This is a genomic window from Streptomyces sp. A2-16 (genome assembly GCF_018128905.1).
Classification (GTDB): domain Bacteria; phylum Actinomycetota; class Actinomycetes; order Streptomycetales; family Streptomycetaceae; genus Streptomyces.
In genome coordinates, this window is the sequence record NZ_CP063808.1 from 3577399 (window position 1) to 3597325 (window position 19927).

19 protein-coding genes are annotated in these 19927 nt (G+C 72.0%); 10 read left to right on the forward strand and 9 right to left on the reverse strand.

The window, feature by feature from the left end; genetic code table 11:
* Positions 1-109: 109 nt before the first annotated feature.
* Both IOD14_RS16075 and IOD14_RS16080 read left to right on the forward strand, forming a co-directional pair.
* Entirely contained in the window at positions 110-931 is an 822-nt protein-coding gene (locus IOD14_RS16075) for an SAM-dependent methyltransferase (RefSeq protein WP_123993790.1), read from the forward strand.
* A complete protein-coding gene (locus IOD14_RS16080; protein ID WP_123993789.1) occupies positions 928-3072 on the forward strand; it encodes an EAL domain-containing protein in 2145 nt (714 codons plus the stop codon). Before IOD14_RS16075 ends, IOD14_RS16080 begins: the two co-directional genes overlap by 4 nt.
* Positions 3073-3086: 14 nt before the next feature.
* On the opposite strand, the gene IOD14_RS16085 is transcribed toward IOD14_RS16080, so the two are convergent.
* Both IOD14_RS16085 and IOD14_RS16090 read right to left on the reverse strand, forming a co-directional pair.
* Positions 3087-4322: a PQQ-binding-like beta-propeller repeat protein gene (locus tag IOD14_RS16085; RefSeq protein ID WP_212670583.1), complete on the reverse strand. Its 1236-nt coding sequence runs from the start codon at positions 4320-4322 to the stop codon at positions 3087-3089.
* A 41-nt stretch (positions 4323-4363) separates the two neighbouring features.
* Positions 4364-5251 (reverse strand): LysR substrate-binding domain-containing protein, encoded by an 888-nt coding sequence (locus IOD14_RS16090; RefSeq protein WP_123993787.1) that lies wholly within the window; start codon positions 5249-5251, stop codon positions 4364-4366.
* 120 nt (positions 5252-5371) lie between these two features.
* Between IOD14_RS16090 and IOD14_RS16095 the strand changes: the two genes are divergently transcribed.
* From IOD14_RS16095 to IOD14_RS16115, 5 genes are all read left to right on the forward strand, one after another.
* Positions 5372-6043 carry a succinate dehydrogenase gene (locus IOD14_RS16095; RefSeq protein ID WP_212670584.1) on the forward strand — a complete coding sequence of 224 codons (672 nt, stop codon included), beginning with the start codon at positions 5372-5374 and terminating at the stop codon, positions 6041-6043.
* Between the two features lie 2 nt (positions 6044-6045).
* A complete protein-coding gene (locus IOD14_RS16100; protein ID WP_123993785.1) occupies positions 6046-7992 on the forward strand; it encodes a fumarate reductase/succinate dehydrogenase flavoprotein subunit in 1947 nt (648 codons plus the stop codon).
* The gene (locus tag IOD14_RS16105) at positions 7989-8738 is read left to right on the forward strand and encodes a succinate dehydrogenase/fumarate reductase iron-sulfur subunit (RefSeq protein WP_123993784.1); all 750 of its coding nucleotides are present in this window, start codon (positions 7989-7991) and stop codon (positions 8736-8738) included. The genes IOD14_RS16100 and IOD14_RS16105 overlap by 4 nt, the downstream gene beginning before the upstream one ends.
* A gap of 279 nt (positions 8739-9017) precedes the next feature.
* Entirely contained in the window at positions 9018-9797 is a 780-nt protein-coding gene (locus IOD14_RS16110) for a GNAT family N-acyltransferase (protein WP_123993783.1), read from the forward strand.
* Entirely contained in the window at positions 9797-10705 is a 909-nt protein-coding gene (locus IOD14_RS16115) for a lysophospholipid acyltransferase family protein (RefSeq protein WP_212670585.1), read from the forward strand. Before IOD14_RS16110 ends, IOD14_RS16115 begins: the two co-directional genes overlap by 1 nt.
* Here IOD14_RS16115 and IOD14_RS16120 read toward each other — a convergent pair.
* Positions 10672-13020 (reverse strand): excinuclease ABC subunit UvrA, encoded by a 2349-nt coding sequence (locus tag IOD14_RS16120; protein ID WP_212670586.1) that lies wholly within the window; start codon positions 13018-13020, stop codon positions 10672-10674. The genes IOD14_RS16115 and IOD14_RS16120 overlap by 34 nt on opposite strands.
* Before the next feature lie 10 nt (positions 13021-13030).
* A complete protein-coding gene (locus IOD14_RS16125) occupies positions 13031-14029 on the reverse strand; it encodes an LLM class flavin-dependent oxidoreductase (RefSeq protein WP_212670587.1) in 999 nt (332 codons plus the stop codon).
* A 58-nt stretch (positions 14030-14087) separates the two neighbouring features.
* Here IOD14_RS16125 and IOD14_RS16130 point away from each other — a divergent pair, with 58 nt between their 5' ends.
* Entirely contained in the window at positions 14088-14795 is a 708-nt protein-coding gene (locus IOD14_RS16130; protein ID WP_123993779.1) for a nucleotidyltransferase domain-containing protein, read from the forward strand.
* On the opposite strand, the gene IOD14_RS16135 is transcribed toward IOD14_RS16130, so the two are convergent.
* The 4 genes from IOD14_RS16135 to IOD14_RS16150 all read right to left on the reverse strand — a co-directional run bounded on the left by IOD14_RS16135 (position 14777) and on the right by IOD14_RS16150 (position 17871).
* Positions 14777-15961: a GTP-binding protein gene (locus IOD14_RS16135; RefSeq protein ID WP_212670588.1), complete on the reverse strand. Its 1185-nt coding sequence runs from the start codon at positions 15959-15961 to the stop codon at positions 14777-14779. The genes IOD14_RS16130 and IOD14_RS16135 overlap by 19 nt on opposite strands.
* Before the next feature lie 7 nt (positions 15962-15968).
* Positions 15969-16139, reverse strand: coding sequence for a 50S ribosomal protein L32 (gene rpmF / locus IOD14_RS16140; protein ID WP_123993777.1), 171 nt, complete (start codon positions 16137-16139; stop codon positions 15969-15971).
* Between the two features lie 67 nt (positions 16140-16206).
* Positions 16207-16617, reverse strand: a complete 411-nt coding sequence (locus IOD14_RS16145; protein WP_123993776.1) for a (2Fe-2S) ferredoxin domain-containing protein — start codon at positions 16615-16617, stop codon at positions 16207-16209.
* 54 nt (positions 16618-16671) lie between these two features.
* Entirely contained in the window at positions 16672-17871 is a 1200-nt protein-coding gene (locus tag IOD14_RS16150) for a right-handed parallel beta-helix repeat-containing protein (protein ID WP_212670589.1), read from the reverse strand.
* Between the two features lie 84 nt (positions 17872-17955).
* Here IOD14_RS16150 and IOD14_RS16155 point away from each other — a divergent pair, with 84 nt between their 5' ends.
* The gene (locus tag IOD14_RS16155) at positions 17956-18447 is read left to right on the forward strand and encodes an HAD family acid phosphatase (RefSeq protein ID WP_123993774.1); all 492 of its coding nucleotides are present in this window, start codon (positions 17956-17958) and stop codon (positions 18445-18447) included.
* Between the two features lie 6 nt (positions 18448-18453).
* On the opposite strand, the gene IOD14_RS16160 is transcribed toward IOD14_RS16155, so the two are convergent.
* Positions 18454-18669, reverse strand: a complete 216-nt coding sequence (locus IOD14_RS16160) for a dodecin (protein ID WP_123993773.1) — start codon at positions 18667-18669, stop codon at positions 18454-18456.
* A gap of 68 nt (positions 18670-18737) precedes the next feature.
* Here IOD14_RS16160 and IOD14_RS16165 point away from each other — a divergent pair, with 68 nt between their 5' ends.
* Positions 18738-19913, forward strand: a complete 1176-nt coding sequence (locus tag IOD14_RS16165) for a MalY/PatB family protein (protein WP_123994858.1) — start codon at positions 18738-18740, stop codon at positions 19911-19913.
* Positions 19914-19927 lie beyond the last annotated feature (14 nt).

The following is a 19927-nucleotide window of genomic DNA, read 5'->3' on the forward strand; positions in this document are numbered from 1 at the left end:
CAGGCAGTGACCGGGAACGGACGGTCAATTTCCGTTTCCACTCGCTCCATTGGCGGGCGATCAGTAGCCTCAGCTCGAACACCGGATCGCCTACGCCTTGGAGAGATACATGGAGCGTCCCGCCTGGGCTCCCCGGAGCATCGACATCTCGGTGCCGAGCGTCGCGCGTATCTACGACTTCTACCTGGGCGGTTCGCACAACTTCGAGGCCGACCGGGTGGCGGCCCGCAAGGCCATGGAGCACGTCCCGGGACTGCCGAAGATCATGCAGGCGAACCGGGCGTTCATGCGACGGGCGGTGCGCTTCGCGGTCGACCAGGGCATCACGCAGTTCCTGGACATCGGCTCCGGCATCCCCACCTTCGGCAACGTCCACGAGGTCGCCCAGAGCGCCAGCCCCGGTGCCCGTGTCGTCTACGTCGACCACGATCCGGTGGCGGTCGCGCACAGCAAGGCGGTCATCGCCGACAACCCGGACGCGGGCGTCGTCGCGGCCGACCTCCGCAAGCCCCAGGAGATCCTGGACAGTGCCGAGGTCCGGCGGCTGATCGACCCGAACCGTCCGGTGGCGGTGCTTCTCGTTGCCATACTGCACTTCGTGGAAGACGCGGACGACCCCTACGAGGCGGTGGCCGAGCTGCGCGACGCGTTCGCGCCCGGCAGCCTGCTGGTGCTCACGCACGCCGCCTACGAGGGAATCCCGCTGTCGCAGGAGCAGGTTCAGGGCGCGATGGACGTGTACGAGGACATCCGCAACCCGCTGATCATGCGCTCGCACAACGAGATCGCACGGTTCTTCGAGGGGTACGACATGGTGGAACCCGGACTGGTACCGATGCCGCGGTGGCGGCCGGAGTCGGAGAACTGGGACCCCGACGACGAGGACCCCTGGGCCTTCTCCCAGTTCGGCGGCGTGGGGCGGGCGGCGTGAGCGCGGAACCGGACGGCCCGGAGGACAGACTGCGCCGGTTCGCGACGATCTGGAGCCGGGCCGTGTTCCCGGTGACCTCGACGTCCGCGACCCGGCCGGAGTTCGACGAGCAACTGCTGTCGCTGGCCCGCAGGTTGAGCCAGGCGCTCGCGGCCAGGACCGTCGACACGGACGAGGGCCGGGCGGTGGGCGCCGCCCTCGTGGGCGCGCACTGCACCGACCCTGAGGCGCTGACCCGCTCCCTGGACTGCGTCGATGCCTACCTGGTGCTCTACTGCGGCGGCGACGGCGACCGCGAGGACCTGCGGTCCCGGTCCGCGCGGCTGCAGCACGCCATGGCCGCCGGGTTCGCGCAGGCGCTGCGCGAGCGGACGCTGGGCGAGCAGGAGGCCATCGCACAGGCCGCCCTGGAGGCGCAGGGCGTGGTGGCACAGGCGCTGCACGCGACCGAGGCACGCTTCCGCGCGGTGTTCGAGGGCGCGGCCATAGGGATCGGCATCGCCGACCTGGACGGCAACGTCCTCCAGGTCAACGGCGCCCTGCTGCGCATGTTCGGCATCACCGACCAGACGATGCGCGGCCGCAAGGTCCAGGAGTGGACCCACCCCGAGGACGCGCCCCAGACCTGGACGCTCTACGACGAACTCGTCCGCGGCGAGCGCGAGCACTACCACCTCGAAAAGGCCTTCTCCCGCCCGGACGGAACGGTCCTGTGGACCAACCTGACGGTCTCCCTGCTGCGCGACGCCGACGGCACCCCGCAGTACCAGCTCGCCCTCATGGAGGACACCACCGAGCGCCGGCTGCTCAACCTCCGGTTGCGCTACGAGGCCACGCACGACGCCCTGACCGGGCTGCCCAACCGCACCCTGTTCTTCGAGCGCCTGGAGAAGGCGCTCAGTGCCGGTGAGGGCCAGCGGTTCGGCCTGTGCTACCTCGACCTCGACGGCTTCAAGACCATCAACGACAGCCTCGGCCACGCGGCGGGCGACCGGCTCCTCGTCGAGGTCGCCGACCGTCTCCAGTCCTGCGCGACCGCGCCGGGAGAGATGGTCGCCCGTCTGGGCGGTGACGAGTTCGTGGCGCTGACCACCGGACCCGACACCGAGAGCGAGGTCGACGACCTCGCGGCGCGCATCATGAACGTGCTGCTCGCCCCGGTCCGTATCGACGGCCGGGAGCTGACCGTGCGCGGCAGCATCGGGATCGTCGAGGGCCCGGTGGGCGAGCGGGGCCCCGCGGAGGTGCTGCGCAGCGCCGACATCACCATGTACCGGGCCAAGTCGGCGGGCGGCAACCGCTTCGAGCTGGCCGACCCGGAGGCCGACGCCCGCGCCATCACCCGGCACGGGCTGACGACCCAGCTGCCCGCCGCCCTGGAGCGGGGCGAGTTCTTCATCGAGTACCAGCCGCTGGTGCATCTCGGCGACGGCAGCGTGCGGGGCGCCGAGGCGCTGGTGCGTTGGCTCCACCCGCAGCACGGCGTCCTCGGCCCCGACCGGTTCATCCCGCTCGCGGAGCACACCGGGCTGATCGTGCCGCTCGGCCGCTGGGTCCTGGAGCAGTCGGTGCGCCAGGCCCGCGAGTGGCGAGAACGCCACGGCGAGGACGTCGCGGGCGACCCGCTCCGCATCAACGTCAACCTCTCGCCCTGCCAGCTCACCCACCCCGGCCTGGTCCAGGACACCGTGGACATCCTGGAGCGCACCGGGGTCGCCCCGGACGCCCTCTGCCTCGAGGTCACCGAGTCGGCCCTCATCGGCGCCGACGACGACCTGCTCAAGCCGCTGCGCCGACTCGCGGAGATGGGCGTCGACATCGCCCTGGACGACTTCGGCACCGGCTACTCGAACCTGGCGAACCTCCGCCGGCTCCCGGTCAGCGTCCTCAAGCTGGACCGCTCCTTCACCCAGAGCATGCAGCAGTTCCCCGCCGACCCGGTCGATCTCAAGATCGTCGAGGGGATCGTCTCGCTCGCCCACGGCCTGAACCTCGCGGTGACCGTCGAGGGCGTCGAAACCGGGGCCCAGGCCGAGCAGTTGCGGATACTGGGCTGCGACACGGCCCAGGGCTGGTACTACGCCCGCCCCGGCCCGCCGGAGCGGCTGCACGAGCTGGCGCTGGTGGACGCGACGGGCTGAGTGCCGCCCCGGTCCTAGGGGAGCGGCAGTGAGCGCAGGGAACCGTGGGTACGGGCCATGACGAGGACGTGGCCCGTGTCCCCGCCCGGTACGACGAGCACGGGGTGTTCGCCGTCCCTCGTCTGCGCGTAGGCCGGGGACATGCGGGGCGCGGCGCTTCCGGTGCCCTGCGGACCCGCGTGCAGGTCGATCGTGAGCAGGCGGTCCCGCGTGGTGTGGTCGGTGCCGGGGGTGAAGGTCACGAACCGGCCGCCGGCCACCGCGACGTCCACCTCGGTGGCGTAGGTGCTCCACAGCTTGCGGTCGTTCTCGAGGTCGTACGCGAACCAGTTGCCCGCGCTCGTGTCCTCGGCGCCGGCCTCGTACAGCACCAGGACCCCGTCGTCGGAGATCACCCCGTGCACGGGCTTGTTGATCGTGTTCCGTGGGGTCGGCAGCGGCCTCAACGTCGCCGGATCCAGGCGGTGCATGGGCGGGAAGGTGTCCTCGGCGGAGAACGGGCTGCCGGTGCACACCAGGTAGTGGCCGCCGGTGACGAGGTGCGGGCACTCGACGCTCGTGGGGCTGGTCGCCAGGGTGGTGCCGGTGCGGGCGTCGCGGGCGGTGACCCGGGTGCCGTCGGACGTGTAGACCCGGCCCCGGAAGGCGGCCAGGGGTTCGCCCGGGCTCCAGTCGACGGACCGGTGCCAGAGGGGCCTGCCGTCGGACGCGCGAACGGCGTCGAGGACGGCGGCGGTGCCGGTGAAGGGCTCCGGTGCGTGCAGAGCGTAGACGATCCCGTCCGCGGCGCCGAGGGCGAAGTAGGCGCGGCCGGTGGGCAGTCGACGGGTCCACGCCTGTGCACCCGTCCGCAGGTTCGCCGCGCGGAGCCTGCCCGCGACCCCGGTCACGGCCCGTTCGTCGGCCGCGTCGACGAACAGTCCGGCGCTCTTGCCGCGGTCGCCCGCGGGCACGGTCCAGGTGATACGGCCGTCGGCCCGCGAACGGCCCACGAAGCCGCCGGAGTCGGTCGCGCACACCACCTGGTGCGCGGTCGCGCCGCAACTGCCCTGGGCCTCCTGGCGGGAGAGGGGCGCCGTCCACGCGCGCCACGGGCCGGAGACGGACATCGAGCTCGTCTCCACCGTCGGCCCCGAGGCGCCGGACGACGACGGGACCGCCGGGGTCTTCGGTCCGCCGGACGAGGTGTTCCCCGCGCACCCCACCAGCACCAGCAGTGCCGCGCCCACCGCAACGATCCGCCGCTTCATCCCCGCCCACCCCGTCTGAGAAAACCTCATGCTACGACTGCTCAGCGCTCCAGCAGCATCCGCTGCAACTCCCGTGCCGCGCGCGGCGGAGCCACGTCGCTGCGGTGGGCCAGCGCGATCGTCCGGTGCAGCCCTGGCCGGGCGAGCGGGGTGACCCGCAGCCCCCGCCCCGAGCGCGTGGCGACCATCCGCGGGACGACGGCCACACCCAGCCCCGCCCGCACGAAGCCGAGGACGGCGTCCATCTCCCCGCCCTCCACCGCGAAGTCGGGCTCGAACCCCTCGGCGCGGCATGCGGCGACGGTCAGTTCACGCAGGTCGTAGCCGTGCCGGAACATCACAAGGGGCTCGCTCTCCAGGTCGGCGACGCGCACGGTACGCCGGCCAGGACCACCCGGCGCCGGCGCCTCCGGCGAGGAGACGACGACCAGGTCCTCGCGCAGCAGTTCCACCGTCGTCAGCGCCGGGGACGGCGTGGGCAGCGGGAGGACCACCAGGGCCAGGTCGAGAGCACCGCGCGCGAGCAGCCGTACGAGGTCGTGGGAGCCGCCCTCCTCGATCATCAGCCGGATCCCGGGATAGCGGTCGTGGAAGGCGCGCAGCACGTCCGGCAGCAGACCGGTGCACAGGCTCGGGGTCGCGCCGAGCCGCACCCGCCCGCTGCGCAGCTGCACCAGCTCCTGCACCTCGTGCCGGGCCGTGTCCGCGTCCGCCAGGATGCGCCGGGCCAGCGGCAGCAGGGCCTCACCCGCGTCGGTGAGCGAGATGTTGCCGCGCGCCCGCAGGAAGAGGTCCGCCCCGAGCTCCCGCTCCAGGGCCCTGATCTGCTGCGACAGGGAGGGCTGGGCGACATGGACCGCCTCGGCGGCACGGGTGAAGTGGCGGGTCTCGGCGACCGCCACGAAGTACTGGAGCTGCTGGAACTGCATCCTCGTACGATAGTCGCTCGCTATGGAATCAAGCCGGACCATGTCTTGGACCGATCGGGGCCTTCGGCTCTAGCGTCTTGACCCATGGCTCTGGCAACGCGGACGGACCGACGGCCGTCCATGGCACGCACCGTGTGGGACAGCACTGTCGGCAAGAAGGCCGTGATGGCCGTCAGCGGGCTGATCATGCTGCTGTACCTGGTCGTCCACATGATCGGCAACCTGAAGATCTTCTTCGGGGCGGGCGAGTTCAACCACTACGCGCACTGGCTGCGCACGGTCGGCGAACCGTTCATGCACTACGAGTGGACGCTCTGGCTCATCCGGATCGTGCTGGTCGTCGCCGTCGTCGCGCACGCCGGCTCCGCCTACCAGCTCAGCCGCCGGGACATCCGGGCGCGGCCCAGCAAGTACATCCACAGGAAGCCCCGGGCCGGCTACGCGACGCGCACCATGCGCTGGGGCGGGATCATCCTCGGCCTGTTCATCGTCTGGCACATCCTCGACCTGACGACCGGCACCGTGCACTCGGGCGGCTTCCAGGAGGGCCACCCGTACCAGAACGTCGTGGACACCTTCTCCACCTGGTACGGCAACGTCATCTACATCGTCGCGATGCTCGCCCTCGGCCTGCACGTACGGCACGGCTTCTGGAGTGCCGCCCAGACCCTCGGCGTCGGCAGCCGCACCCGCGACCGCGCCCTCAAGGCCGTCGCGAACGTCCTCGCACTGCTGCTCACGGCCGGATTCATCGCCGTACCCGTGGGTGTCATGACCGGAGTGGTGAGCTGAACATGACCTACGTCGACTACACGACCGGCGCGCCGCTGACCGACGACAAGGCGCCCTCGGGGCCCGTCAACGAGCGCTGGGACACCCGCCGTTTCGAGGCCAAGCTCGTCAACCCCGCCAACCGGCGCAAGCACACGGTGATCGTGGTGGGCACCGGCCTCGCGGGCGGCTCGGCGGGCGCCACGCTCGCCGAACAGGGCTACCACGTCGTCCAGTTCTGCTACCAGGACTCCCCGCGCCGCGCCCACTCGATCGCCGCACAGGGCGGCATCAACGCGGCCAAGAACTACCGAAACGACGGCGACTCCATCCACCGGCTGTTCTACGACACCGTCAAGGGCGGCGACTTCCGGGCCCGCGAGTCCAACGTGCACCGGCTCGCGCAGATCTCCGTCGAGATCATCGACCAGTGCGTCGCCCAGGGCGTGCCCTTCGCCCGGGAGTACGGCGGTCTGCTCGACACCCGCTCCTTCGGCGGGGTGCAGGTCTCCCGGACCTTCTACGCCCGCGGGCAGACGGGTCAGCAGCTGCTGCTCGGCGCCTACCAGGCCCTCAGCAGGCAGATCGCCGCCGGGAACATCGAGATGCACCCGCGCACCGAGATGCTCGACCTGATCGTCGTCGACGGGCGGGCGCGGGGCATCGTGGCCCGGGACCTCGTCACCGGCCGCGTCGACACGTACTTCGCGGACGCGGTCGTCCTGGCCTCCGGCGGCTACGGCAACGTCTTCTACCTGTCGACGAACGCCATGAACTCCAACGCGACGGCGATCTGGCGGGCCCACCGCCGAGGCGCCCACTTCGCCAACCCCTGCTTCACGCAGATCCATCCGACGTGCATCCCGCGCACCGGCGACCACCAGTCCAAGCTGACGCTGATGAGCGAGTCGCTGCGCAACGACGGCCGGATCTGGGTGCCGAAGGCCAAGGGCGACACCCGTCCGCCGAACCGGATCCCCGAGGACGAGCGCGACTACTACCTGGAGCGCATCTACCCCTCCTTCGGCAACCTCGTCCCGCGTGACATCGCCTCCCGCGCCGCGAAGAACGTCTGCGACGAGGGCAGGGGAGTGGGCCCCGGCGGGCAGGGCGTCTACCTCGACTTCGCCGACGCCATCGAGCGGATGGGGCGGAAGGCCGTCGAGGCCAAGTACGGCAACCTCTTCGACATGTACCAGCGGATCACCGACGAGGATCCGTACCAGGTGCCGATGCGGATCTATCCCGCCGTGCACTACACGATGGGCGGACTGTGGGTCGACTACGACCTCCAGACCACGATCCCCGGCCTGTTCGCGATCGGCGAGGCCAACTTCTCCGACCACGGCGCCAACCGCCTCGGCGCCTCCGCGCTGATGCAGGGCCTCGCCGACGGCTACTTCGTGCTGCCGGCGACCATCAACGACTACCTCGCCCGCAACCCGCACCAGGACGCGGTGACCGACGAACACCCCGCCGTGCAGGAGGTGCTGGCGGAGACCGAGGACCGGCTCAACCTGCTCCTCGCCGTCGACGGCGACCGCACCCCGGACTCCTTCCACCGCGAGGTCGGCGAACTCATGTGGGAGTTCTGCGGGATGGCCCGCACCGACTCCGGGCTGCGCAAGGCGCTGGAGCGCATCCCACAGATCCGTGAGGAGTTCTGGCGCCGGATCAAGGTCCCGGGCACCGGCGAGGAGTTCAACCAGTCCCTGGAGAAGGCGAATCGCGTCGTCGACTACCTGGAACTCGCCGAGCTGATGTGCCTCGACGCGCTGCACCGCGCCGAGTCCTGCGGCGGCCACTTCCGAGAGGAGTCCCAGACGCCCGACGGCGAGGCCGCCCGCCGGGACGAGGAGTTCGCCTACGCGGCGGCCTGGGAGTTCACCGGCACCGGCGAGGCCCCCGTCCTGCACAAGGAAGACCTGGTCTTCGAGTACGTCCACCCCACTCAGCGGAGCTACGCATGAAGCTCACCCTGCGCGTCTGGCGGCAGAAGAACGCCGACGCCGACGGAGCGATGTCCACGTACGAGGTGGACGGGATCTCCTCCGACATGTCCTTCCTGGAGATGCTGGACACCCTCAACGAGGAGCTCATCCTGCGCGGGGAGGATCCGGTGGCCTTCGACCACGACTGCCGCGAGGGCATCTGCGGCGCGTGCTCGCTCGTCATCAACGGCGACGCGCACGGGCCGGAGCGCACGACCACCTGCCAGCTGCACATGCGCTCCTTCTCCGACGGCGACACGATCGACATCGAGCCCTGGCGGGCCTCCGCCTTCCCGGTGATCAAGGACCTGGTCGTGGACCGGTCGGCCCTCGACCGGATCATCCAGGCCGGCGGGTACATCACGGCGCCCACGGGAGCGGCTCCCGAGGCGCACGCGACGCCGGTGCCCAAGCCCGACGCCGACTTCGCGTTCGAGCACGCCGAGTGCATCGGATGCGGGGCGTGTGTGGCGGCCTGCCCCAACGGGGCCGCGATGCTCTTCACCTCGGCCAAGGTGAATCACCTCAACGTCCTGCCGCAGGGCGCCCCCGAGCGGGAGACCCGGGTGCTGGACATGGTGGAGCAGATGGACGAGGAGGGCTTCGGCGGCTGCACACTGACGGGCGAGTGCGCGACGGCCTGCCCCAAGGGGATCCCGCTGGTGTCCATCACGAGCATGAACAAGGAGTGGCTGCGGGCGACCCGGAAGGTCGCCAGGCGCTGACAGACGTTCGCCGACAAGGTGCGGACGGGTGGGGCCGGACGTGGTGCTCAGGTCCGGCCCCACCAAGGTCGAGCGGTGAGATCTCGGGGGGCGCCTCTCCGCGGTCACCCACGGGACACCGGCCGGTCGGCGGAGTCGGCGGCCCCGGACACCTTGCCCGAGCCGTTCAACCACCGCACATCCGCGCTCCCGGAACCGGTCACGTACACGCCAACCGGCGTCGGAAGAACAGGGACAGCGGCACCGCTCGCCGCCTCCGCCTGTGACCTGGAGAGTGCCATGACCGGCGTTTCCACCCTCGACCGACCCCCGCAGAGCGTCGCCCCCACCCGCTACACCGTCACCCTGGCCCGCGACGAGGACGACGTACGGGCCGCGCAGCGGCTGCGGCACGACGTGTTCGCCGGCGAGATGGGCGCCCTTCTGACCACCCCGGAGCCCGGCCACGACGTCGACGGCTTCGACGCCCACTGCGACCATCTCCTCGTCCGCGACACCCTGACCGGCCAGGTCGTCGGCACCTACCGGCTGCTGCCCCCGGAGCGGGCCGCGGTGGCCGGGCGCCTGTACTCGGAGGGCGAGTTCGACCTCGCGCCGCTCGCCGCGATCCGTCCCGGCCTCGTCGAGGTCGGCCGCTCCTGCGTGCACCCCGACCACCGCGACGGCGCCGTCATCGGCCTCATCTGGGCCGGGATCGCCCGCTACATGGTGGACCGCGGCCACGACTGGCTGGCCGGCTGCTGCTCGATCCCGCTCGCCGACGGCGGCGCGCTCGCGTCCGGCACCTGGGACCGGGTGCGCACCAAGTACCTGGCTCCCGAGGAGTTCCGGGTACGGCCGCTGCTGCCCTGGGAGCCGGCGGAAGGGACCGGAGGGACGCCCGCCGCCCACACCGAGCTGCCCCCGCTGCTGCGCGGCTACCTCCGCCTCGGCGCCTGGGTGTGCGGACAGCCCGCCCACGACCCGGACTTCGGGGTGGCCGACATGTACGTGCTGCTGTCGATGCGCCGGGTCAACGCCCGCTACCTGCGCCACTTCCTCTCGCTCGTCCCGGCCTGATGAGCGTCTGGCTGCCCAGCGCGCCCTGCACCCCGAGGGCGTGTGTGGAGCGGAGCGGGTCCGGCACGGCCGTACCCCGTGCCGTGCTGCGGCTCCTCGCGGTCACCGCGGTGCTGCTCGCCGGGATCGTGATGCTGCCGGTCGGCCGGTGGATCCCGGCCGGTGCGGTCCGGTGGTGGTGCCGGACGGTGGTGCGGGCCGCGGGGGTCCGGGTCCGGCTGTCCGGCGCCACCGCGCCCACCGGCGGGGTGCTCCTGGTCGCCAACCACATCTCCTGGCTGGACATCCCGCTGCTGGCCGCCGTCCGGCCCGCCCGGATGCTCGCCAAGTCCGAGATACGGCGGTGGCCGGTGGCGGGATGGCTGACGGCCCGCAGCGGTGCCCTGTTCATCGAGCGGGACCGGCTGCGGGCCCTCCCGGACACGGTCACCCGGATCGCCGACGCGCTGCGCGGGGGCGCCGCGGTCGCCGTCTTCCCCGAGGGGAGCACCTGGTGCGGCCGCGCCCAGGGCCCCTTCCGCCGGGCCGTGTTCCAGGCGGCCCTCGACGCGGGCGTGGCGGTGCAGCCCGTGCGCCTGCGGTACCGCGTGAGCGGGGGAGAGGCCAGCACGGCCCCCGCCTTCATCGGCGACGACTCCCTGCTGTCGTCGGTGTGGCGGGTGGTGTCGGCACGGGGGCTGACGGCCGAGGCGGAGGTCACGGAGCTGGTGCCACCGGGCAGTCACACCGACCGCGGGACGCTGGCCGCGACCGCGCAGGAACGGGCGGGCGCAGGACACCTGGCGGACCGGCACCCGGTCGACCCGTTCCGTGAGCGGGAGGGCCGGGACGTCGTACGGCCCGGTCGGCCGGGCCGCCCCCGTCTGCTCGTCCCTCAGCCGCCCGGTGTCAGCGCACGGGTCAGATAGGGCGCCGTGGCACTCCCCGCCACCCGCGCCACCTCCTCGGGCACACCCGCCGCCACGATCCGTCCGCCCGCGTCCCCGCCGCCCGGGCCCAGGTCGATCACCCAGTCCGCGCCCGCCACGACCGACATGTCGTGCTCGACGACGATCACGGTGTGTCCTGCGTCGACGAGGCCGTGCAGCTGACGCATGAGGACCTCGACGTCGGCCGGGTGCAGTCCGGTCGTGGGCTCGTCGAGGAGGTACAGGGTGTGGCCGCGGCGGGCGCGCTGGAGTTCGCTCGCGAGCTTGATGCGCTGGGCCTCGCCGCCGGAGAGCTCGGTGGCGGGCTGGCCGAGGCGGAGGTAGCCGAGGCCGACGTCGAGGAGGGTGGCGAGACTGCGCGCCACGAGCGGGGTGTCCGCGAAGAAGTCCGCCGCCGACTCCACCGTCAGGTCCAGCACCTCGGCGATGTTCCTTCCCCGGTACGTCACTTCGAGGGTCTCGGGGTTGTAGCGGGCCCCGCCGCAGTCCGGGCAGGGCGCGTAGGTGCTCGGAAGGAACAGCAGCTCCACGCTGACGAACCCCTCGCCCTGGCAGGTCTCGCAGCGCCCTCCCGCGACGTTGAAGGAGAACCGGCCCACCCCGTAGCCGCGTTCGCGGGCCTCGTCGGTGGCGGCGAAGACCTTGCGCACGACGTCGAACAGACCGGTGTAGGTCGCCAGGTTGGAGCGCGGCGTCCGGCCGATCGGCTTCTGGTCGACCGAGACCAGCCGGCCCACCCCCTCCAGCTCCTCCGTGATCTCGCCGACCAGCGTGGACTTGCCCGAACCCGACACCCCGGTCACCGCGGTGAACACACCGAGCGGGAAGTCGGCCGTCACCCCGCGCAGGTTGTGCCGGTGGACCGGACCGACCCTCAACCGGCCGCGAGCCGACCGCACTTCACGCCGCACCGCGGGGGAGCGGTCGAACAGGTACCGGGCGGTGGCGGACTCCTCGACCTTCGCCAGCTCCGCGACCGGGCCGCTGTGCAGCACCCGCCCGCCGTGCTCACCCGCTCGCGGCCCGACGTCCACGAGCCAGTCCGCGCCCCGCATGACGTCCAGGTGGTGCTCCACCACGAACACCGAGTTCCCGGCCGCCTTCAGCCGCGCCAGCACCGTGAGCAGCGCCTCGGTGTCCGCCGGGTGCAGCCCGGCCGAGGGTTCGTCGAGGACGTACACCACTCCGAACAGCCCGGACCGCAACTGGGTCGCGAGGCGCAGTCGTTGGAGCTCGCCCGCGGACAGGGTGGGGGTCGCGCGGTCCAGGCTCAGATAGCCGAGGCCGAGCTCGACGACGGGCGCGATACGGGACCTGAGGTCGTCGGTGAGGACCCGCGCCGTCTCGCCGCGCGCGACCAGCGAGGCGGCCAGCTCGGTCAGCGGCAGCGCCGCGAGGTCGGCGATCGTGCGCCCCGCGAAGGTGACCGCCAGGGCCTCCGGACGCAGCCTGCTGCCACCGCAGACCGGGCACGGGGCGGAGACCAGGAACCGTTCCGCCTTCGCCCGCAGCGTCTGGCTCCTGGAGTCCGCGAAGGTCTTCAGGACATAGCGGCGGGCGCTCATGTACGTGCCCTGGTAGGGGCGTTGGATCCGGTCCGCGTCCCGCACCGGATGCACGGTGACCACCGGCTGCTCGTCGGTGAACAGGATCCACTCCCGCTGCTCGGCGGGCAGTTCACGCCAGGGCCGGTCCACGTCGTGGCCGAGCGCGTCGAGGATGTCCCGCAGGTTCTTGCCCTGCCAGGCGCCGGGCCACGCGGCGATCGCGCCCTCCCGGATCGACAGCGACGGGTCGGGCACCAGCGACTGCTCGGTCGTACGGTGGACGCGGCCCAGGCCGTGACACTCCGGGCAGGCACCGACCGCCGTGTTGGGGGAGAAGGCGTCCGAGTCGAGCGTTTCGGCGCCCGGCGGGTAGTCACCGGCCCGGGAGAACAGCATGCGCAGCGAGTTCGAGAGATTGGTGACCGTCCCCACGGACGAGCGGGACGTCGGCGCCGAGCGCCGCTGCTCCAGCGAGACCGCGGGCGGCAGCCCGGTGATCTCCCCGACCTTCGGCGCCCCCACCTGGTGGATCAGCCGGCGCGCGTACGGGGCCACCGACTCGAAGTACCGCCGCTGCGCCTCCGCGTAGATCGTCCCGAACGCCAGCGACGACTTCCCCGACCCGGACACGCCCGTGAACACGGCGAGCACATCCCGTGGGACATCGACGTCCACACCCTTGAGGTTGTGCTCACGGGCACCTCGGACGCGGACGTACGGGTCGTGGGGGCCGTTCGGGTCGTACATGGGAACGACTCTAACCGGAGGTGATCGTCGCCAGCCGCCGGTAGGAGTCCAGCAGGGCCTCGCGGTCGTACGTGCTGGTCGTGACCAGGACCTCCTGGGCCCCCGTCTCCTTGAGGACCGTCTCCAGCTCGTGGGCGACCTGCTCCTCGGTGCCCGCGATGTGGCCGGCGAGCCCGGACTCGTACAGGTCCCGCTCCCTGGCCGTCATCGTGAGCGCCTCGACGCGTTCCGCCGGCGGCAGGGGCGGGAAGGTGCCGTGGGTCCGGGAGTACGCCATCGACCAGGCCTCCGGGATCAGCAGGCGGCGGGCCTCGTCCGGGGTGGCGGCCACCGCGACCGTCCCGGAGATGACGACGTACGGCTCGCGCGCCCAGGCGGAGGGGCGGAAGTGGGTGCGGTAGTGGTCGATGCCGCGCTGCATCCTCTCGCGGTTCCTGAGGTCGCCGATGACCATCGGCAGGCCCGCGCGGGCCGCGATCGCGGCGCCCTCGCCCATGGCCAGCACGAACGGCGGCACGGTCAGGCCCTCGGCCGGACGGGCGCGCACCCCCGTCGGGGAGGTGCCGCGGAACCAGCCCAGCAGCTCCTCCAGCTGTACGGCGAAGTCGTCGGCGTCGTCCTTGCCGCGGCCCAGCGCCTTGCGGACGCCGTCGGTGAAGCCGACCGAGCGGCCCAGGCCCATGTCGATCCGGCCGGGGAAGAGCGACTCCAGCACCCCGAACTGCTCGGCGACGACCAGGGGTTGGTGGTTCGGCAGCATCACGCCGCCGGTGCCGACCCTGATCGACTCCGTGGCCGAGGCCACCGCGGCCGCCAGGACCGTCGGCGCGGAACCGGCCACGCCGGGCACTCCGTGGTGCTCCGAGACCCAGAACCGGTGGTAGCCCAGTCGCTCCAGCTCCCGCGCCAGCCGCACGGTGTCCCGCAGGGCCTGCGCGTGCGTGCCGCCCTCGCGGGTGCGGGAGCGGTCCAGGACGGAGAAACGGGTGGCTGCGATCACGGAACTCACACCGGGTGCAACGCCTGACCGGGCGAGGCATTCCCGGCCCTGCCCGGCGGAAAACCGGATGACCGGCATCGGCGCAGGTCAGCACAATGGTCTCGTGACCGTCCAGAACATCCTGCTCTCCGGCGTCGTCGGCTCGACCGCGTACGGACTCGCCCGTGCTGGCTCCGACGTGGACCGGCTCGGCCTGTTCGCCGCGCCCACCGAGACCCTGCTCGGTCTGCACACCCCGAAGGAGTCCCACGTCACCACGGCGCCGGACCGCACCCTGCACGAGGCGGCGAAGTGGTGCCGGCTCGCCCTCGGCGGCAATCCGACCGTCATGGAGCTGGTGTGGCTGCCGGACGAGCTGTACGAGGTGCGCACCCCGCTCGGCGACGAACTCATCGCCATCCGCGGGTCGTTCCTGAGCGCCCGCCGGGTCCGGGACGCCTATCTGGGCTACGCCGCCCAGCAGTTCAGGAAACTGGAGAGCCGGGCCGGCGATCACCGCACCGCCAAGCACGCCCGGCACCTCAAGCGGCTGTGCCATCAGGGGCTGGAGCTGTACGCCACCGGACGGCTCGCGGTGCGGGTCGAGGACCCCGAGGAGTACCACCGCTTCGGGGCCGCCGTCGCCGCCGACCCCGCGTCGGCCCGGTCCCTGCTCGCCCGCTACGAGACCGCGTTCGCCGAGACCCGCAGCGTGCTGCCGGACCGGCCCGACGAGGCACCGGCCGAGGCGTGGCTGCGCCGTGTCCGCGCGGAGTTCTACGACACGGCGGCGTGAGCGTGCGCCTCGGCACTCTCATGGTCGCAGGTGTCCTCGACCCCGTACGTCTCCCAGGCGGGGAAGGGGTCGGCGAGGGCGCCGCCCTCGTCCGGGGCCATGAGGCAGGCGGTGAGAGCGCGGCGCAGCCTGTCCGGGTTCAACTGCGTTCCGATGAAGACGAGTTCCTGCGTGTAAGGCGCCTCGGTGTCCCGCGCGGCGGACGGCTCGAAGCGGGCCACCGAACCGGCCTGTGACCACAGGCCCGTCACGTGCGGGCGGCTGGCGAGCGTGAAGAACCCCTTCGAGCGCAGGATCCGCCCGTACGCCCCGCTGTCCAGGTCCTCGGTGACGAAGTCCCACAACCGGCCGGGGTGGAAGGGGAGTCCGGAGCGGAAGACGGTGGAGGAGACGCCGTACTCCTCGGTCTCGGGCACATGCTCGCCGTTGAGCTCCTGGACCCAGCCCGGCGCCTGCTGGGCACGTTCCAGGTCGAACAGGCCGGTTCCGAGGACCTGTCGCAGGTCCACGCGGGAGTGCTCGGCCTCGACGATCCGGGCGACCGGGTTGAGCCGTACGAGAGCCGCTCGCAGCCGGGCCGCGGCCTCGGCGTCCACGAGGTCGAGCTTGTTGAGGACGAGGACGTCCGCGAACTCGATCTGGTCGACGAGCAGATCGCTGACCGTGCGCTCGTCGTCCTCGAAGGGGGCGAGACCCCGCTCGGCCAGCTCGTCGCCGCTCTCCAGCTCGGGCAGGAAGTTGGCCGCGTCCACCACGGTCACCATGGTGTCCAGTCGGGCCACGTCCCCGAGGGTGGCGCCGTCGTCGCGGGCGAAGGCGAAGGTGGCGGCCACCGGCATGGGTTCGGAGATGCCGGACGACTCGATGAGCAGATGGTCGAAACGGCCCTCGCTGGCCAGCCGGTCGACCTCCTCCAGCAGGTCGTCGCGCAGGGTGCAGCAGATGCAGCCGTTGGTCATCTCGACCAGGCGTTCCTCGGTCCGCGACAGTGCCGCCTCGCCGCCGCGCACCAGCGCCGCGTCGATGTTGACCTCGCTCATGTCGTTGACGATGACGGCGACCCTCAGGCCCTCACGGTTGGCGAGGACGTGGTTGAGCAGGGTCGTCTTGCCCGCCCCGAGGAAGCCGGACAGGACGGTGACGGGCAGGAGACGGTCGTACGGCATGCGGTCCTCAGCCCTCGGGGTGCAGCAGGCCGCGCTCGTACGCCTTGACCAGGTTCTGCGGGACGAGGTGGGCGACGCCGTCGATCGTGACCGGCACCAGCTGAGCGGTGGTGGCCTTCCACTGCGAGCGGCGGTGGCGGGTGTTGCTGCGGGACATCTTCCGCTTGGGGACAGCCATGGCGGGATCCTCCTCGGTGGCGGGGTGGGCATCGAGGACGCTACATGAAAATGGATCCCATTAACAATCAGCGGCGGCGACGGGACCGCACCCTCGCCTCCCGGGGCGGCTCGATGAACTGGAGCTCCAGCGTGAGCGGCGGCTCGGCGATGCCCGGACCGCCCGCCGCCGCCCACTGCACGACCTCCTCGGTGCCCGCGTCGTCCATGACGAACCCGATCCACGCCGCCTTGCCACCCGCCCGGCGCCCGGCGGCCGAGGGGCGCACCACGATGACGTTCGCCTGGTCGCAGGGGCCCAGACAGTCCGTCGTACGGACCTGGAAGCCGTGCTCGGCCGCGCCGGCCCGCAGCAGCTCCAGCTGCCAGGTGTGGTCGGTGCCGGGGTGCTTGCGGGCGTCGCCGCAGCAGCACCCCCGGCAGACGACGAGGGTGCAGGAGGCGGAGCCGGTCAGGAACGTTCGGGGCGTCGAGGACATGGGAGAAGCATGCGGCCTGCACCGATCATGCGGTGCGGGCGGGGTGCCCTGTGATCAGAGCCGCGCCCCGACGGCCGCCCCGTTCCGCGGCACCAAGAAGGACGGAGCCGACGGCAGTGATCCGTCGGCCGCCCGGGCGCCGGTGAGGGCCGCCGGGTCCGTGCTCAGCACCGACGAGGCGTTCCATGTGCCGCCCAGGTCCCAGGAGTTGCCGCTGGAGACGGTCGCGGACCCGAGGGCGGCGGCTTTGGTGTCGGCGACCGACAGGTTCGCCGTCAGCCGGGCCGTGCCGCCGGAGACGTCCGCGTCGAAGCCCGTACCGCCGTTGGCCCACGTCGAGTTGCGGGTCAGGACGAGTGCGCCGGTGTTGCCGTTGTCGGTGACGCCGTGCGCCGCGTTCCTGAAGGCGATCGAGTTGCGCAGGGTGTGCGCCACCGCCGGTGCCGGGCTGCCGCCGCCGAGCTTGAAGCCGTTGCCGTCGCCCGCGAAGTCGGGGAAGTTCCAGCGGTTGAAGCCGTTGCCGTACGCGATCGTGTTCTCGATGAGCACCGGCGAGGTGAACTTCCAGTCGTCGAAGCCGTCGTCGACGTTGTTCCACAGCCGGGCGCCCCGCACGACGTTGCCGGTGCCCGAACCCTCCTTGACGGCAAGGCCGTCGGCGCTCTCGCCGTTCTTGCGCGGGTCGCGGTTGGCGTAACTGTCCAGGTTCAGGATCTGGTTGTTGCTGGAGGCGCCCTGCAGCTGGAAGTCCGACTCGTAGTTGTCGTGGGTCCTCAGACCGGCGAAGACGTTGCCGTTGCAGCCGTCGCAGTAGACCCCGTAGGGGCCGTGCACGATCTCCAGGTCCGAGATCCGCCAGTAGGAGGCCTCCTGGTGGATCGCCCCGCGCTCGGCCCGCGGGATGCTGCCGCCGACGGGCGTGTGGCTCGCGGCCAGCTGCTCGCCGTCGACGACGACCCGCTCGCCCTGGTAGGCGCCGAGCGAGATGGGCTGGGACGCGGTGCCCGAGGTGGTGATGGTGATGTTGTCGGTGAGGGCGTACGTCCCACCGCGCACGGCGATGGTGACGCCGGGCCTCGCCAGGTCCACGGCCCGCTGGACGCTCCGCAGCGGCTGGGCGAGCGTGCCCGGGGCGCTGTCGTTCCCGTTCGTCGCCACGATCAGGGTCGTCGGCGCCGCGGACGCCTCGGGCACCGATAACGCCAGGACTGCCCCCGCCAGTGCCGCCGCCCGGATCGCCGTGTTCACACGCATGGACTCTCCCGCCTCGCTCCGACTGCTGTGTCGAGGGGCAGTGGTCGCCGGGAGCGGGAAGGTTGCCGGGTCTAGGGTGGCGCCGTGACCGACAGCGCCAAGCCTCCCCTCGCCGTGTTCGACCTGGACAACACCCTCGCCGACACCGCCCACCGGCAGCGGTTCCTGGAACGGAAGCCGCGCGACTGGGACGCCTTCTTCGCGGCCGCGCCCGCGGATCCGCCGATCCCGGAGGGCGTCGCGCTGGTGCTGGAGAGCGCCGAGGAGTGCGAGATCGTCTACCTCACCGGCCGCCCCGAGCGCTGCCGGCGGGACACGCTCGCCTGGCTCACCGCACAGGGCCTCCCGGAGGGGCGGCTGCACATGCGCCGCAACGACGACCGGCGGCCCGCCCGGCGCACCAAGCTGGAGATCCTGAAGCGGCTCGCCGGCACCCGGGAGATCCGGGTGCTGGTGGACGACGACGAGCTGGTCTGCCAGGACGCCGAACGGGCCGGCTTCACCGTCGTACGGGCGACCTGGACCGCCCCTTCCGCCGCGCTCGAGGTGGCGCAGGAGCGGGAGGGGCGGACCTGAGCGCCGTCAGCCGGACTCGTCGAGGCGGAAGCCGACCTTGAGGCCCACCTGCCAGTGCTGGACCTGTCCGTCCTCGATCTGACCCCGCACCTGGGTCACCTCGAACCAGTCGAGGTTCCGGAGGGTCTGCGAGGCTCGGGTGATGCCGTTGCGGATCGCCTGGTCGACGCCGTCGGGCGAGGTGCCGACGATCTCGGTCACCCTGTACGTGTGGTTCGTCATGGTTCCACCGTGCCCCAGGCGACGGCGGAGCGCGAGCCGTCCGACCCTATCTTTGGCTCATGGACGGTATGCCTCGTGACATCCCCGCGCCCACGACCGTGAACCCCCTGCGCCAACTCTCCCTGGAACAGCTCCGACGGCGTACGAGCATGAAGTGGCGGACCTACCCCGAGGACGTGCTGCCGCTGTGGGTCGCCGAGATGGACGTGCCGCTGGCCGAGCCGGTCGCGCGGGCGATCCGGGACGCGGTGGCGCTGGGGGACACCGGGTACCCCGCCGGGACGGCGTACGCCGAGGCGTGGGCGGGCTTCGCGAGCGAGCGGTGGGACTGGGACGGGATCGCGGTCGAGCGCACGGCCGTCGTCCCGGACGTCATGCTGGGCATCGTCGAGATGCTCAAGCTGGTCTCCGGGCCGGGTGATCCGGTGGTCGTCAACTCGCCCGTGTACCCGCCCTTCCACCAGTTCGTCCGGAACATGGACCGGCAGGTCGTCGAGGCCCCGCTCGGTGCGGACGGGCGGATCGACTTCGGGGTCCTGGAGGCCGCCTTCGGGCGGGTCGGCAGGAGCGCGGGCCGCGCCGCGTACCTGCTGTGCAGCCCGCACAACCCGACCGGCACCGTCCACACCGCCGAGGAGCTGGCAGAGGTGGCGACGCTGGCACGGAGGTACGGGGTGCGGGTCGTGGCCGACGAGATCCATGCCCCGCTCGTCGCGGAGGGCGCCGGCTTCGTCCCGTACCTGAGCGTTCCCGGCGGCGAGAACGGCCTGTCGCTGTTGTCGGCCTCCAAGGCGTGGAACCTGGCCGGGATCAAGGCTGCCGTGGCCGTCGCAGGACCCGACGCGGCCGACGACCTCGCGCGCCTGCCCGAGGAGGTCGGACACAGCCCCAGCCACGTCGGCGTCATCGCCCACACCGCCGCCCTGCGGGACGGCGGCCCCTGGCTCGACGCCCTGCTCGGCGGCCTCGACGACAACCGCCGACTGCTGGCCGGGCTCCTCGGCGAGTCGCTGCCCGCCGTCCGCTACGAACCGGCCAGGGCCACCTTCCTCGCCTGGCTGGACTGCCGCGCGCTGGACCTGGGCGACGATCCGGCGGCCGTATTTCTTGAGCGCGGCAGGGTGGCCCTGAACTCCGGCATCCCGTTCGGCACGGGCGGCGCGGGCTTCGTGCGTCTGAACCTCGCGACCTCACCCGAGCTGATCACCGAGGCGGTGCGGCGGATGGCCGCCGCGCTCGGCTGACCGCGGGGGCCGGG